Genomic DNA, 17,002 nt, shown 5'->3' with positions numbered 1-17,002 from the left:
GTTTATCTTTTAAAACGTTTCAATGGATAAATCCCAATCATTGACTGATTTCCAATATTTTTGCTCTTGTTCTAAATCAAGCAATATAAGCTTATTATTTTCAATAAATTGTTGATCAACTTCTAAGATGATATGGGTTAGCTTATCTTTTGTAAGCTTTAAACGAAAAGCCTCTACATTAAGATCATTATTGCGTTGATTATTAATTAAAATTGAAAGTCTTAAAATTTGTAACAATGAAACAATATGTTTATATTCAAAAAGGCTAAAATAGGGTAAATCATCAATATTAATTGACTTTCTGTGGTAACGTACCAGTGTTGATAAAAGTAGTTGTTGTTCTTCATTAAATCCTGGCAGATTGCTATTTTGCAGTATATAGCTTGAATGCTTATGAATTGAAGAGAAATTAATTTTTAATCCCACTTCGTGTAACTGCGCAGCCCAATATAAAATTGCTTCAACATTGGTTGGTATAATCATCAAGGCTTGCTTTTTCCATTGCGAAAATAGATGTTTGGACGTTTTTACAATTTGTTTTGCATGGCGCTCATCAATATTATAGTGTTGCGATAATGATTCTGCTGTCGTTTCTCTAATATCACGGTAATTGGGTCCATCAATTAGCTCATATAAAACACCTTCACGTAGTGCAAAAGGACAATAGTGCAATGCTTGCAATTCTAATGCATCAAAAATACCGCTAAATATTGCTAAACCACTAACAAACACTTTTTTTCGTTCATCTGAAAGAGAAGGAAAATCGATATCCTGAAAAGATTTAAATTCTAGGACATAGCTAACTAAGTCGTCCAAACGTTTTGGTGTGATAATTCCGTCGCTAACACCAATATCGAGTAATATTTTATATATACTTTTAATTGTACCGGAGGTACCAAAAGCGACACTAATATTTTGTTTTTTTATCGTATTTATAATGTTTTCAATTTGCTGCGTTGCTGCGAGTTTTGCTCGTTGAAATGAAGCTTTATCAATTATCTTATTTGGAAAAAATTGTTTAGTGTAAGTAACACATCCCATAGGACGACTGGCGACTATCGAAGGTTTAAGATCATTGCCTTTACCTATAGCGATCTCTGTCGATCCTCCGCCAATATCAATAACAAATTTAGTATCAAATTCAGAGGTGGATTCAGAACTCATGGCGCCTAAATAAATCAAACGTGCTTCTTCTTGGCCTGAGATAATTTCAACAGGATAGGGTAAAACTTTAGCGGCTGCAGTTAAAAACTTTTGTCTATTTTTAGCAATACGTAACGTATGTGTGGCAACAATTCTCACGTTTTCAACAGGAAAACCATTTAACCGCTCTGCAAATAGAGCAAGGCATTCCACACCACGACTAATACTTGATTCACTTAGCTCATTTTTATCATTTAAGCCTGTTGCTAAATGAATATTTTTTTTATTTTTATAAATAATTTGAGTTGCACCATCAATACAGCGCGCAATAACCATATGAAAACTATTTGATCCTAGGTCAAGAACCGCATATTCATTGAATTTATTCACTGTTTGAATTCCTTATTCATGTGTTTCTAATTGTTTTAAATAATCATAAATTGCATGTTGAGCTCTAATTTTTTTCTTATTGCCTCGTTGTACATAATTATTCATATTATCTTTATCAATTACACGGGCTTTAACATTATCATTACATTGAATATTAAAAATATCATGGATAGTTGATCTTAAAATAGGATCGAAAATTTTAACGCCGACTTCTATGCGATTATCCAGATTTCTTGGCATCCAGTCAGCAGAAGAGATAAATGTATCTTTTTTACCCTCATTTTCAAAGATATAAACCCGAGCATGTTCTAAAAACTGATCCACAATACTCGTTACATAGATATTTTCGCTGAGATTTGCAATTTGAGGAACTAAAACGCAAGTTCCACGTACGATCATCCTAATTTTGACTCCTGCACATGAAGCACGATAAAGTGCATCTATCATTTCTTTATCGGTTATTGCATTAAGTTTTAAATAAATAGCGGCATTTTTTCCTGATTTTACATGATTGATTTCTCGTTCAATAAATTCATGGAACCGCAAACGTGTGTTTTGAGGTGAAACAAGCAAATAATTGAAAGAGACGGGTTTAAATGGATTTTCAATAAAATTGAAAACTTTTCTCACTTCATCTGTTATGGCAGGATCGGCGGTGAGCAGTGAAAAATCTGTATAAATTCTAGCCGTTCTTTCATTAAAATTACCAGAGCCAATATGGGCATATCGAACAATGTCGTCATTTTCTTTACGATCAATTAAAAATAATTTCGCATGAATTTTTAATTTTGGTTGTGAATAAATAACCTTAATTCCACTACTAATTAATCTTTTAGCCCATTTAATGTTTGCTTCTTCATCAAAACGCGCTTGTAACTCAACGACTACAGTGACTTTCTTTCCGTTATTAGCTGCATTAATTGCAGCATGAATAAAACGAGAATCTTTCGCTACTCGATAAATATTCATTCGAATATGTGTTACAGCTGGATCAAAAGAAGCTTGACGCATAATTTCAAGTACATGGCCAAATGAATAATAAGGGTAGTAGAGTAGAACATCGCGGTCTTTGATAGCTGCAAAAGCATTTCTGAACTTTTTAAATCGATTATAGGCAAGACTTGGCAATCGTTTATTCAACAAATTTTTTACGCCAAGATCTGGAAATTTGACTAAATCCTTAAAATTAGGGTAACGTCCACCAGGCATTGCATCTTGTTCAGTTAATCGTAATTTATTTATCAATAATTCAAATAGTGCTTTAGGCATGTCTTTTTGATAAGTAAATCTTACTGGTTGGGCAGTTAAACGTTGCTTTAATCCTTGTGACATGAGCTCGAGTAAGCTATCTAATTCAGTATTCAATTCATACTCGGCATCACGATTAATATTGATTGAATAAGCATTAAGTTCCTTGGCATCAAAAAATACTTTAAAAATTTCGGATAAGCAATAACGCAGAATATTATCTAAAAATATGATTGATTTATTTTTGGTTGAAACTTCAGACGGAAGTAAGACAAAACGTGACACATTGTCTGTCGGTAATTCGAGTAATGCATAGCTTATGCTATTTTCACAAATTATCTCAACAGCTAAGTAAGCATGATCGTCCTTTAAAAACTGAATTAATTCAGTATGACTATCTAACAAAATTGGCGTAATGTACTGGCGTAAATTCTGTTTATAATAATTTTTTATCCAATTTTCTTGATACGAGGTTAATTGCCTTTCATTGATCAAAAAGATCTGATTTCTTGCCATTTCAAGTAATAATTCATTATAGAGCTGATCGAACTGTTGTTCTAATTGAATAACTTTTTGATTAACTTGTCGTAACAGTTGTTTTGCATTGGATGAGGTTTGGGCTTGTTCTTGTTCAATTAACACATATTTTTTTAAATTAGCAAATTGTACTTTATAAAATTCATCAAGATTACTCGAATATATGCCTAAAAATCGAATTCTTTCAATCAGAGGATTATTTTTATCCGCTGCTTCTTGTAAGACTCGTTGATTAAAGGATAACCAACTCAGTTCTTTAGGTGTATATACTTTCTCTTCAGGCATTTTTTATCTCTTACAATTTATTAATTTTAATGATAACAGGATAACTTAAGATAAAAAAAAAGCTAGCATCTAGCTAGCTTTTTATAATTAAGTTAATAACCCTTAAGTGGATTAAATACGATGTACAGAAGTTGTATTAGTTGTCCCACTTGGTACCAATGCACCTGATACCATTACAATCGTATCACCTTGTTGTAAACCGCAAACTTTTACCGCCATTTCTTTACCTAATCGGTAGAAATCATCAGTAGAATTAATTGCATCAATTAAAATTGGCTCAACACCTTTTGATAGTGCTAATTGGTTCACTGTTTTTTGGCTAGAAGACAGTGCTAAAATACGTGCTCTAGGGAAATAATGACGAACTTCACGTGCTGATTTACCACTACGTGTTGCTACAACGATCAATGGTACATTTAAACGTTCTGCAATTTCAACCGCACCACAACAAACGGCTGCTGTAATACGTAATTTTTCTTCTTTAGCAGTTAATTCTAACGAAGCAGGAATCGTGCCATCGGTACGTTTACAAATAGTTGCCATGACATTGACGGTTTCTAATGGATATTTACCTTTAGCACTTTCACCAGATAGCATTACCGCATCAGTTCCATCAATGATTGCATTTGCCACGTCACCCGCTTCAGCACGAGTAGGGCGAGGATTTTTGATCATTGAATCAAGCATTTGTGTCGCAGTAATTACAGGTTTCGATGCTCTATTACATTTTTTAATCATCATTTTTTGGGCAAAAATAACTTCTTCAACCGCGATTTCAACGCCTAAGTCACCACGTGCAACCATGATACCGTCAGAAGCTTCCAGAATTTCATCAAAATTGTCTAAACCTTCTTGGTTTTCAATTTTAGAAATAATCTTAATATCTTCTCCACCATGAGTTTTTAAGTGAGCTCTAATATCTTCTACATCAGAACGCTTACGAATAAAAGAAGCTGCGATAAAGTCAACACCTTGTTCACAACCAAAAATAAGGTCATTTTTGTCTTTTTCTGCTAGAGCAGGTAATTTAATAGAAACGCCTGGTAAATTAATTCCTTTATTTTCACCTAAATCACCATTGTTCAAAACAGTACAAATAACTTCGTTGCCTTTAATTTCTTTTACATCCATAGCAATTAAGCCATCATCGACTAAAACGCGATTTCCTGGTTTTAAGTCATGTGCAAAGCCTTTATAAGTTACGGCTACACGCTCAGCATTACCAATGACGGTTTCATCAGTTGTGAAGGTAAAAGTTTGACCTGCCACAAGTGAAACATCATTGCCACCTTCTAATTTAATGGTACGAATTTCTGGACCTTTGGTATCTAGCATGATAGCGGCTTTTAAACCTGTTTCTTGCATTACTTCTCGTAAATTTTTGATTCGATTACCATGCTCTTCATAATCACCATGAGAGAAGTTTAAACGCATAACATTCATGCCTGCTTTTAATAATTTTGCTAACATCTCTTTTGATTCAGATTTAGGACCAATGGTGCAAACGATTTTTGTCTTTTTCATAATATTATCTACTAGTTGTTAAGGTTGAAGTTAAAATTTTAAATAAACTGTTTTTAAATAAAAAAAAATCAATGTCAGTACATTGATGGGAATGATAGGTAAAGGGAAATGAGTAACTGCAATATGGTTACTCAATTTAAATAAATTATTTGAAGAATTGATTATTTTCATCAAAGTGTGACCCTTAAAAAACTGTGGTCATTATATTCTTAACTATTGTTAAAATAAAGCTTTTTATCGTGATATGTGTCTTCTCTTTTTACAACTTAGTTACCTTAAAACCTTATGTAAAATTAAATACCTCAAGTGTTTTAAGGTAAACTATGGGGTTTGTGTCACATCCATTCTTTGACTTGATAGATAAGTTCGTTATCTTTATTTTTTAAAATAAGTTGATTATTTGTCAATTCAACTTTAGCGCCATTACTAATCAGTTGATCTATCACAATATCCAACTTATCAAGTTGGTCATCATTACAAAGCATTTTTGTCATAGCAACGCCAACACCTTTAATTTCATCATTTTTTAACGTAACCTGACCAGAAAATTGGTTGCACATTTTTCCTGTTATTGTCATCTTTTCACCAAATTCTAAGCCGGCTTGTTTATCTAAAGCAACGTCTTGACCATTGGCTTTAATCAACACAAAATGATGATGCATTAAATCTGTATCTTTAATTTTGCCTGACTCCCCACATCCAGATAAAGTGAAAAAAGCTGTGAGCAAAGAGATATAGCCAATCGTTTTTTTCATACCAACTCCTAATAATAAGTAAATTTTGCTATAATGACATAATTATAATTGTTTACTAATATACTTGACACTTTATGTTATCTCAACAACAATTCAAACTTCTCGAATCAACGACTTTAAGTGATAAACAAAAAATAATAAAACTGTCACGTACCAAAGCTGATTCATTAAAAATTAATGCTGCTATTTTGCAAGCTGTTGATCATTACCAAACTAAATTGCAATCTTTGCCGAAGCAAATTAGTTATCCTCAACATTTACCTGTTGTTGACAAAAAACAAGCAATTTATCAAGCTATAAAAAATCATCAAGTTGTGATTATTGCAGGCGAAACAGGATCAGGTAAAACCACACAAATTCCAAAAATTTGTTTAGAACTTGGTTTAGGTGTAAAAGGTTTTATTGGACACACTCAACCTAGACGATTAGCTGCTCGTTCGGTTGCTAATCGTATTGCGGAAGAGTTAAGCACTGAAATAGGGCAATTAGTCGGTTATAAAGTGAGATTCTCTGATCATGTTAGTGATAACACTTTAATCAAATTAATGACTGATGGTATTTTACTGGCCGAAATACAGCAAGATAAATTACTATTAAATTATGACACCATTATTATTGATGAAGCACATGAACGCAGTTTAAATATCGATTTTATTCTTGGCTATTTGAAACAATTATTACCTAAACGCCCTGATTTAAAAGTGATTATTACATCAGCAACAATAGATGTTGAGCGATTTTCTCAGCATTTTAATTGTGCACCAATTATTGAAGTATCAGGTAGAACTTATCCTGTTGAGGTGAGATATCGCCCACAAGTAGCGAGTCGTGATTCAGATAATGACAATGAAAGTAGTAATGATTTTCAACCTATTGTTGATGCAATTGATGAGCTGTCTGCTGAAAGTCATGGCGATATTTTAGTGTTTTTAACTGGTGAACGTGAGATTCGTGATCTGGCCGATACATTAAATAAACTAGATTTACGTCATACTGAGATTTTACCTTTGTATGCTAGGTTATCTGCTTCTGAACAAAATCGTATTTTCCAATCGCATACTCAGCGACGCATTATTCTTTCAACCAATGTGGCAGAAACATCATTAACTTTACCCGGAATTAAATATGTCATCGATCCTGGTTTGGCGAGAATAAGCCGTTATAGTTACAGAACTAAAGTTCAACGATTACCGATCGAGCCGATTTCGCAAGCATCGGCTAATCAACGAAAAGGGCGTTGTGGTCGTACCTCTGATGGGATATGTATTCGTTTATATGATGAACAAGATTTTTTATCTCGTCCAGAATTTACCGAACCAGAAATTTTGCGTACCAATCTGGCCTCTGTTATTTTGCAAATGACCGCCTTAGGATTGGGTGATATCGCTGCCTTTCCATTTGTTCAAGCACCGGACTCTAAATATATTCGTGATGGGATTCGATTATTAGAGGAACTTGGTGCAATTAACGCTCATCATCATCAATATCGTTTGACCGAAATAGGAAAAATATTAGCACAACTGCCAATTGATCCAAGATTAGCGAGGATGTTGGTTGAAGCAAGGCGATCGGGCTGCACTAAAGAGATTATGATCATAACTGCAGCTTTATCTATTCAAGATCCGAGAGAACGTCCTTTTGATAAACAGCAAGCGTCCGATGAGAAGCATAGACGGTTTACTGATAAGCAATCAGATTTTATTTCTTTCATTAATCTCTGGCATTATATTGAAGAACAACAAAACCAACTTTCAGGAAATCAATTTCGACGATTATGTCAAAAAGAGTATTTAAATTATCTTCGTATTCGAGAGTGGCAAGATGTTTATACTCAAATTAGACAAACAATCAAGCAATTAACTTTTCCAATAAATAGTCAACCTGCTGATTATCGTTCCGTGCATCTAGCGTTAATAAGCGGCTTACTATCACATATTGGGATGAAAGAACTTGAAAAGCACGAATATATAGGTGCTCGCAATATTAAATTTGCTTTATTTCCGAATTCAACATTATTTAAAAATCAGCCTAAGTGGTGTATTGCAAGCGAACTTGTCGAAACCAGTCGTTTGTGGGGTAGGATAGTGGCAAAAATCGACGTTGAATGGATCGAGCCTTTGGCTAAACATTTGCTTAAGTATAGCTATAGTGAGCCTAGATGGTCAAAAAAACAAGGGGTTGCCATCGCCAATGAAAAGGCAACATTATTTGGTTTGCCAATTGTCATTAATAGAGTCATAAACTATAGCAAAATCGATCCTGATTTAAGCCGAACTTTATTTATTAGGCATGCACTGGTAGAAGGCGATTGGCAGACAAATTATCGTTTTTTTATACAAAATCAAAAGCTGATTAAAGAAGTCGAAGATTTAGAACATAAGTCTCGTCGACAAGATATTTTAATTGATGATCAAGAATTATTTGATTTTTATAATCATAGAATTGATCAGTCTGTTATTTCGGCCAAGCATTTTGATTCATGGTGGAAACAAAAACAAAAGTCAGATCCGGATTTGCTGAATTTTGAAAAAAATATGTTGATTAATCATTGTGCTCAACAAGTTAACCTTAATGAGTTTCCTGACTTTTGGCAACAAGGCAACTTCAAATTACCATTAAGTTATCATTTTGACATTGGCAATAAACGTGACGGTGTCACAGTTAAAATTCCTATCGATGCACTTAATCAAATTAAAAATAGAGGATTTGAATGGCAAGTACCAGGTTTTAGGAAAGAATTAGTTATAGCATTAATCAAGTCATTACCCAAATCACTACGTAAAAGTCTGGTTCCTGCTCCAAATTATGCTGATGCATTCTTAAGTAGGGTGAGTTCAACTGACATTCCTTTACTTGAAAGTTTACAAAGTGAATTTAAAAAAATGACAGGTGTAAAAATACTCAATGAAGACTGGCAGTTAAATCAAATTCCTGATTATTTAAAAATGACCTTTGCTATTATTGATATCAATAATAAAGAATTAGCCGCAGGTAAAGATTTGGTTCAGCTTAAAGAACAACTTAAAGCACAAATACAGCATGCTTTGTCGAATATAAATACTAAAAAAACTGATTTAATAGAAAAAAAGAATATTATCGATTGGAATTTTGGAACACTACCCACTATTTATGAGGGACAACAAAAAAATTACACGATTAAAGCTTATCCCGCAATTGTTGATAATCAGACATCGGTAAGTATAAATCTAGTGGATAGTTACGAAGAACAACAACGATTAAGTAAATTGGGATTAAGGCGTTTGTTGTTGTTAAATATTCCTTCACCGATAAAGTATTTACACGAAAAATTACCCAATAAATCTAAATTAGGTCTTTATTTTAATTCGTTTGGCACTGTATTAAGTTTAATCGATGATTGTATTGCTTGTGCAATTGATGAGTTGATAGACAAAAATAATCAATTTGTCCAAAACCAAGAACAGTACCAGCAATTATTGAATTATACCAAAGCTAATGTGAATGAATATGTCTATCATATCGCCAAGCAAGTTGAATCAATTTTAACTTTACATTTCAGTATTAATAAAAAGCTTAAAGGGCGAGTTGACTTGTCTTTAGCTTTTGCATTATCAGATATAAAACAACAAATCGATGGACTGATTTATAAAGGGTTTGTATCTAAAACAGGTTATAAAAAATTATCTGATCTCTATCGCTATTTATCAGCAATCGAAAAACGTATCGAAAAATTAACAGTTAATCCAAATAAAGATAGACAAGCCATGAACATTGTTGAAGAAGTTAAAAATCAATATGAAAGTTGGCTAACTACTTTGCCTGAAAATCAAAGATTGCAAGATAATGTGAAAGATATACGTTGGATGATTGAAGAGTTGCGAGTTAATCTATTTGCTCAGCAGCTAGGTACACCATATCCAATTTCATCAAAACGAATAAAACAACAAATTGAATTAGTTAAATCGGAATTATAATTTTTATAGTGTTGAATTTAAATATGAACGCTGATTAATCCGATTTAAATTAAGGTAGGAAGAGTTGAAAAAGTAGGGCGCCAAAGCGCCCAATACTGTTATTATCGATAAAGATCAACAAATACTGTGATATTTGGTCCGTTAGCATCTTGAGCGATGCGAGCAATATGATAATATTTAGCGCCAGCATCAATAGCACGTTTACCCGCTTGATACGAGATTTCCTGATCGGTTGGATAATATCCTCTAAACTTCACGGTATCATATGCAACCATCTTCGCCGCAGTTGCATCATTGAGTTCTTGAATTTTGCGGCCATCTGGCAAAGTGACAGTGTAACGGCTTGCTCGTTGTGGTGCATTTGCTGCATCTGCGGTTGCAGCTTCTGTTGTTGATGTACCACTCACTGTGCTAACATTGCTTGGTTTAGCGGTTTTATCAATAACTTTATTGTGGAATTTTTCGGCATAGAATTTTTCGTTAAATGCTGATGGTGAATAATAGCCTGGTTTTTCAACTTGCATTGCAGCTTCACCACCTTGAGCTAAGGCAAGTTGCCCAGCTTCTGAATCATAAGGAATAGCATTTTCAGGTTGTAATTTTCGTTCTGGCGCATCTTTTTTAAATAAATATGCAGCAACTTGCAAATTACTACCAAGTTCTGATCGCGAATCAATATAAAATGCATATGCACCTTGAGCTGAGGCTTCTTTTGCAATCGCTTGATTTACATCGTAATCATTAGGAAAATAACCACGAATTCTAACAATATTAAAAGGTTCTAATCGAATAGCTTTAGACTTAGGATATTCATAAACACCTTCAAATTTGCGAAGATTTTCAGCGGGCTCTTCTAATTTTGGTGCATCTGATTTATATAATTTAGCATAAACAATACGCAAAGTATCATTTGAAGGACTAATATTTGTTGTTGTAATAAAAAAAGCAGCTGCTCCTTCTTTATCTGCTGCTTTAGACATTGCCATTACATAATCACTATCAGTGTAAAATGCACCACGAACAGTAATCTGTTTGAATGATTGCAAATTTTTAGCTTGCTCTTCAGTGAGCTGTTGTGCAGCAAATGAACTCATTGGCATAATGGCCACAGTTGCTGCTATAAGAGTTTTCTTTAAACTTATCATAGTTGTTAAACCTTAATATGAACTTTTTAAAATATTTTATCATGAAATAAATTACTTTCCCAAAACAATTAAAGCATTTAAATTTTTGATAAAAATATATTTTCCTTTTACTGATAATATATCTTGCTCTTGAAACTTAGACAAAATTCTACTAACGGTCTCAATTGTTAATCCTAAATAATTGGCAATATCAGTCCTACTCATTGATAATTTTATATTCAAAGAGGTGTGACCTCGTTTTTCATAGCGTTTATATAATGAATAGATAAAAAATGCTAATCGTTCATCCGCTTTTTTCTGGGAATAGCATAATAGTAATTTCTGATAGTTATAGATATCCGTACTTAACAACTTGAATATCATATCTCTAACGGTTTTATTGACTTCAATAAGTGACATTAATTCTTCATAATTAAGTTCACAAACGGCAACATTATTTAAGGCTTTGATAGTATAGTTATATACTTTTGTTGAAATAGAATCTAAACCAACAATGTCACCTGGCAAGTAAAACCCATTAATATGTTCATTACCATCAGCGGTGGTGATATAAGTTTTTAAAGCACCTGAATGAATAATAAAAAATTTAGTGAAAGGTGTATTTTCTTCTATCAAGATCTGATCTTTGGTATAAGAACATTTACGATCTAAAACTGTATGCAATTTGTTATTGACTAACATAGGAATACATAATGAACCTACACTACATAATTCACAAGGGACTGAATAACTTTTGGAACGTAATGGCTTATAGTTACTTTGCATATTTTATTAAAAGGATTAATTCCAATTCGATAATTGATAATAATCGCATATTTTACAATAAAACAATATATAACAGTTAGCCATTATTTTTTTATATGTTAAAAAAGAACAAAATAAATGATAAATTCGATTAAAAGTGCCTGATTAAATTCGATAAGATCAAATCATAAATTTTTATGAGCTTCAAAGTAACTTAAATTAAAAGCCTAGGTAGGTGAGAAGCATAGACTCAAAAGCTTGAATAAATAAGATGATATACGTAACATTTCATAATCAAAACTCAAGGTCTATAATTTAAATCAACAACAACTTAAACATTCAAATGAAATATTAATAATAAAATAACAATTTAATCAATTTAACATAATATACATTATGCGTACCAATATAAACGTAGATGAATTTTAGTAATTTAACTGACAGATTCATGACGCTAATTTAAAAATTTGTGGCATCTAATACCAATCTGGAATCGGTCAATCTGTAACACTATATAATCTCGGCACACTATATTGATAATTTATCGTTTAATCCTCCAGCTCCAGATCTTGCGATGTTATTTTTCCATGACTAATAAATTTTTCGGCTAACTTTTTTCTTGGAATATCCAATGTCCGGTTTAACATTTGACTTGATATCGTTGTGTACTGTTTTTTAGCCGTTAAATATTTACTTTTGGTTAATGCTAATACTTTATCCGACTCAGTCAATGCTGTGCCTAATTCTGCCTTTTGAACCTCTTTATCGTCACCAAATTTAGCTAAATATAACTTAATATAAGCTAAATTATTATTTTTATTTGATGCAATTTGCGTTAAATTACAAAGCTTCATCGCCGATGTTTCGGCGACTAATTCATCTCGGGGTGTAAATAATCTTTTTTGTTCATGCGTTTTCGGTATTCTGTTTAATTCCCGACTGGTTGAGTGTCCGATTTCATGGAAGATATCATTATAGTATGCTTCGGCAGTCTCATACTGGGAATTATCGGGCATATAGATGGTATGCGATTTGGGATCATAACGAGGATTTGATGGGCTGTTATGTAAAACCTTAACCCCCCTGACTTGCTATAAATTGCTCGACTTTTAGATTTTCCTGCCACTGTTTTTCTGGTTTAATTTCAGGCGGAAGTTTATCAAATGAAGTTTTATCTAATTGTTCAACATCATAAAATTTAATATTTCGTAATTTTTCATTATCTTTATATAAATCACTTTCAAAAAAGTTATCTTTCTCATCTGGTTTTATCTGTAAATTATGCCGCGTCTATATAAATCATTGGCTTGATACACTTCTTGAGTATAGGGATTTTAGGGTGATTGACATTGGTGGAGTCAAAATTTGAAATTCATTGTTTTTTTGCTGCCTGCGCTATCAGCTCAAAATTATCAAACATCTTTATTACACCTCAATTAGCCAAGAATAGTCTAAAGTTTCTTTAATTCGATTACGCACAAAATCTAAGGTTACAATTTTTTCATAATAGTTATTGATTTTAATCCAATCCTTATCATAAAAAGTTAAAGTATCTTTTATTTTTATAAAAGTAAGACGTTAATTTATTGAGCTCCTGCAGATAATTTCATGTTGTTCTAGTGTAATTAAATTTACCACAAATGCGTGTCTGAATTCATGTTTCATCATGCCTTCAATTGTTTCCACTCGCTCTTTTTGGTCTCAAATACTGTACTCCTTAGCTAGTTTTGGTGATATTACATTTGAATTATGAAAAATTTTTAAAAGACGCCTAAGCGGAAAGCCTCGCGGTGCGTTCCTTCCACCCGCATTAAAGGATAAAACTTGGTGACTTCTCAATAGTTCACTGCGTGACTGCGACCGATTGGCTATAGCAACACCGCGCAATTATTAACATAAAATGTAAATAACACTGTGTATAAAATTTAATTCATGATCTAAATCAATACGTTAATTAGATGCATAAAAAATAAACAGTATAAGAGCTACTAATCTTTCTATATCTTCTCAACATATAAAATAACAACAATATTAGTCTTATTGTCGTCACTTCCCTTTGATTTTAAGAATGGTAATAATGTAATCCTATTGAATTATCACTAATTATTTTTTAGTCAAAATACCAAGCAAAATAAAAATATTATTAATAATCAATAATATAAAGTTTGCATAATGTATATTATGTTAAATTAACATAATTATTGCGAACTTCTGTTTTGTTGTTACCTTATTAAACATAACTAAAAAATTTTTCATAATTAAATACTAAACTAAAAACGTCAAAAATTATTAACCAATTTACAATTTAACTATTTTTAGTCAGTAAAATGACCTCACTACCGGGTAATGGCATTTTTAGAATATGATTTTTTATTTTCCCCCAAACTTGCATTTCACACGCTTTACAATTAAATTTTAGCAGTAGCTCCTCATTGTTTTGAATAAGCTTCATTGGTGTAACTTTAGTTTTAACACCTTGTATACCTTTAGCTTGTTTAGGACATAAGTTAAATGCAAAACGTAAACAATGTTTAGTTATCATTAATGGTGCATCATCTTTAACTTGGTGAGCTTCATAAGCACTTTCAATTAATTCAACCCCATGCTGAGTGTAAAATTCTCTCGCTTTATGATTATAAACATTGGCCAAAAACGATAACTGATTTTCAGGATATATTGGCTTTGGTATTAATTCAGGTTTGCGCTTTTGTCGACAGTAACTTTTTAGTCGTTCTGTGGTTAATTTTGCGATAATATCTCGTCTAAATTGGTTAAGTTGACTGCTGGGAATAAAATAGACTTTTGATAAATTAATTTTAAAATCAATTAGATAATATATAGTTTGACCAAGTTTTGAAAGATTATCACGAATATTGTTAATTGCTTTATCAGGTTGATCTGCAATAGCAAATACGCTATTTAGCTCTAATGTAACGCAAATGCCCTCTTCGCTTTTAGCTGAAAGAATAATTCCATCATCTTGATTACTTAATTCAAATATAACACCAATTCGTCGATCACTTGAGTTTTTAAGTAAATTTTGCTGCCAAATATGGTCTAAGTTTCGATTAACTAAATAAGGTAATTTCACCGAAAACAGCGCTTTAGGAATTTCATTCGGGAAAATTCGATAATGACCAACTGCAATTTTTTCTACTTTATCGGCTCTAAAACCATAAATTTCACGTTTAACTAAAACATTTAAACCATCACCGTTAGTTAACAATTTATCTGTTTTAACCTCTATCGTTTTGGATGTAACTTTTGTAATTTCACCTATGGATAAGCCAATAAATTTTGGTGAGTCAAAAGCCCCTATATCCGGTTTTCGGCCATGAACAAAATAATCGGTACTACCTCGATGGAAAGTTCGATTCGGATCGGGCGTAAAAAAGAACTCCGTTTTACCGCTTGATTCTGGAGATAAATCAGGATACTCACATAAGATTTGATCTAATTTTTGGCGATAAAATGCAGTAATATTTTTTACATAACTTAGATCTTTATAACGCCCTTCTATTTTGAATGATCGCACGCCTGCGCTGATTAATTCCCGCAAATTATTTGATTGATTATTATCTTTCATAGATAAAAGATGTTTTTCGTAAGCAACAATTCGACCTTTATCATCTTTTAAGGTGAAAGGTAATCGGCATGCTTGAGAACAATCACCACGATTGGCACTACGCCCTGTTTGAGCATGAGAAATATAACACTGACCGGAAAATGCAACACAAAGTGCACCATGGATAAAAAATTCTATTTTTGCATCTATTTGTTCATGAATTTTAGCAATTTCAATTAAATTAAGCTCTCGAGCAAGCACAATTTGCGAAAAACCAACTTCAGACAAAAATTTAGCTTTTTCAGGTGTTCTTATATCCATTTGAGTGCTGGCATGTAAATCAATCGGTGGGATATCCATATTTAATATGCCCATATCTTGTACAATCAATGCATCGACACCTGCATCATAAAATTGCCAAATAAGCTGTCTTGCAGCTTCAAGTTCATTATCATGTAATATGGTATTGAGAGTCACAAAAACTTTTGCATAATAGTGATGAGCAAATTCAACTAATTGAGCAATATCACTAACAGAATTACCCGCATTATGTCTAGCACCAAAACTCGGTCCACCTATATATACTGCATCAGCACCATGCAAAATAGCTTGTTTGGCAATTTCAATATTTTTAGCTGGACTAAGTAATTCTAATTTATTGTAGGTCGCTTTATGATGCAACATTTAACTATCTCACAAACTCAGGTTAAGCAGGTATGGAATTGACAAGTGTTATAGTGATTATCACAACACTTGTCAAGACAATATAAGATTAAATAATGGATTTAAAATTAACGGTTATATGAGCCATTTCGTAAGGCATCGATCCGTTTTTCTAATGGTGGATGCGACATAAATAATTCTGAAAATTTCACCTTTTTTTCACCATTTATGCAAAAAGCCATGATGGAAGCTTCTTCTTGGGGTTCATAACTTATTTTTAATTTTTCTAATGCTGCAATCATTTTTGTTGCTCCGACCAATTTGGCTGAGCCTGCATCAGCATGAAATTCTCGATAGCGAGAAAACCACATTGCAATTAAACTTGCAAGAATACCAAAAATGGTTTCAAAAACCATAACAACAATATAATAGACAAGTGGTGAACTATCCCTTTCTCTATCAGACATGGCTTGAGATGCAACAGAAGCTAAGATTCTAGCAATAAAAATGACAAAGGTATTTAGTACACCTTGAAGTAAAGTCATGGTAACCATATCACCATTAGCTATGTGACTCATTTCATGCCCCAGTACAGCTTCAGCTTCATCTTGAGTCATGTTATTTAATAAACCAGAGCTAACTGCAATGAGTGAACTATTTTTTGTTGCTCCTGTAGCAAAAGCATTCATATCTGTAGCCTGATAAATAGCGACTTCTGGCATTTTAAGGTTAAGAGCTCTTGCTTGTCTACCGACAACATCAAGTAACCATTGTTCTTGTTGATTACGTGGTTGTGTAATAATCTGACCATTTACAGATCGTAACGCCATGCTTTTAGACATAAATAGCGAAATGAAAGCGCCGCCAAAACCAAAAATAGCAGCAAAAATAAGTAAGCCTAATGTGCTATGAGAATCAACACCCAGTATGCTTAAAATAATACCAAATACAAACATCACAGCTAAGTTAGTTAAAATAAATAGTCCAACTCGCATCATAAATATTTCTCTCTTGTTTTATAAAATTAAAATCTTTTATCGGCATTTCCAA

The 17,002-nt window shown here is 32.6% G+C and carries 9 protein-coding genes and 1 pseudogene; 1 reads left to right on the top strand and 9 read right to left on the bottom strand.

From position 1 onward, the window contains the following. Nucleotides 1–9: 9 nt before the first annotated feature. From J3U59_RS00410 to J3U59_RS00395, 4 genes are all read right to left on the bottom strand, one after another. Complete coding sequence (locus J3U59_RS00410; RefSeq protein ID WP_416379550.1) at nt 10–1,479, bottom strand: exopolyphosphatase; 1,470 nt, start codon at nt 1,477–1,479, stop codon at nt 10–12. A gap of 66 nt (nt 1,480–1,545) precedes the next feature. Then, nucleotides 1,546–3,603, bottom strand: a complete 2,058-nt coding sequence (gene ppk1, locus J3U59_RS00405) for a polyphosphate kinase 1 (protein ID WP_267332827.1) — start codon at nt 3,601–3,603, stop codon at nt 1,546–1,548. 111 nt (nt 3,604–3,714) lie between these two features. Beyond that, the gene (pykF, locus tag J3U59_RS00400; protein ID WP_267332828.1) at nt 3,715–5,127 is read right to left on the bottom strand and encodes a pyruvate kinase PykF; all 1,413 of its coding nucleotides are present in this window, start codon (nt 5,125–5,127) and stop codon (nt 3,715–3,717) included. A 335-nt stretch (nt 5,128–5,462) separates the two neighbouring features. After that, nucleotides 5,463–5,882 (bottom strand): META domain-containing protein, encoded by a 420-nt coding sequence (locus J3U59_RS00395; RefSeq protein WP_267332829.1) that lies wholly within the window; start codon nt 5,880–5,882, stop codon nt 5,463–5,465. Between the two features lie 74 nt (nt 5,883–5,956). Here J3U59_RS00395 and hrpA point away from each other — a divergent pair, with 74 nt between their 5' ends. Next, nucleotides 5,957–9,835: an ATP-dependent RNA helicase HrpA gene (hrpA, locus tag J3U59_RS00390; protein WP_267332830.1), complete on the top strand. Its 3,879-nt coding sequence runs from the start codon at nt 5,957–5,959 to the stop codon at nt 9,833–9,835. A 101-nt stretch (nt 9,836–9,936) separates the two neighbouring features. Here the strand turns inward: hrpA and J3U59_RS00385 are convergent, their stop codons facing one another. The 5 genes and pseudogenes from J3U59_RS00385 to htpX form a co-directional block, all read right to left on the bottom strand. Then, nucleotides 9,937–10,980, bottom strand: coding sequence for a YdgH/BhsA/McbA-like domain containing protein (locus J3U59_RS00385; protein ID WP_267332831.1), 1,044 nt, complete (start codon nt 10,978–10,980; stop codon nt 9,937–9,939). A gap of 51 nt (nt 10,981–11,031) precedes the next feature. Further along, nucleotides 11,032–11,745: a helix-turn-helix domain-containing protein gene (locus tag J3U59_RS00380; RefSeq protein WP_267332832.1), complete on the bottom strand. Its 714-nt coding sequence runs from the start codon at nt 11,743–11,745 to the stop codon at nt 11,032–11,034. Nucleotides 11,746–12,272: 527 nt separating this feature from the next. Beyond that, nucleotides 12,273–12,791: pseudogene (locus tag J3U59_RS00375) on the bottom strand (zincin-like metallopeptidase domain-containing protein); the annotation flags it as partial. A gap of 1,238 nt (nt 12,792–14,029) precedes the next feature. After that, the gene (locus tag J3U59_RS00370; RefSeq protein ID WP_267332833.1) at nt 14,030–15,973 is read right to left on the bottom strand and encodes a peptidase U32 family protein; all 1,944 of its coding nucleotides are present in this window, start codon (nt 15,971–15,973) and stop codon (nt 14,030–14,032) included. 107 nt (nt 15,974–16,080) lie between these two features. Further along, nucleotides 16,081–16,950, bottom strand: a complete 870-nt coding sequence (htpX, locus tag J3U59_RS00365; protein WP_267332834.1) for a protease HtpX — start codon at nt 16,948–16,950, stop codon at nt 16,081–16,083. Between the last annotated feature and the right edge of the window lie 52 nt (nt 16,951–17,002).

The organism is Gilliamella sp. B3783, from assembly GCF_026536125.1.
Taxonomy (GTDB): domain Bacteria; phylum Pseudomonadota; class Gammaproteobacteria; order Enterobacterales; family Orbaceae; genus Gilliamella.
The sequence above is the reverse complement of the archived record's forward strand: the minus strand, read 5'-3'. Positions and strand labels throughout refer to the sequence as shown.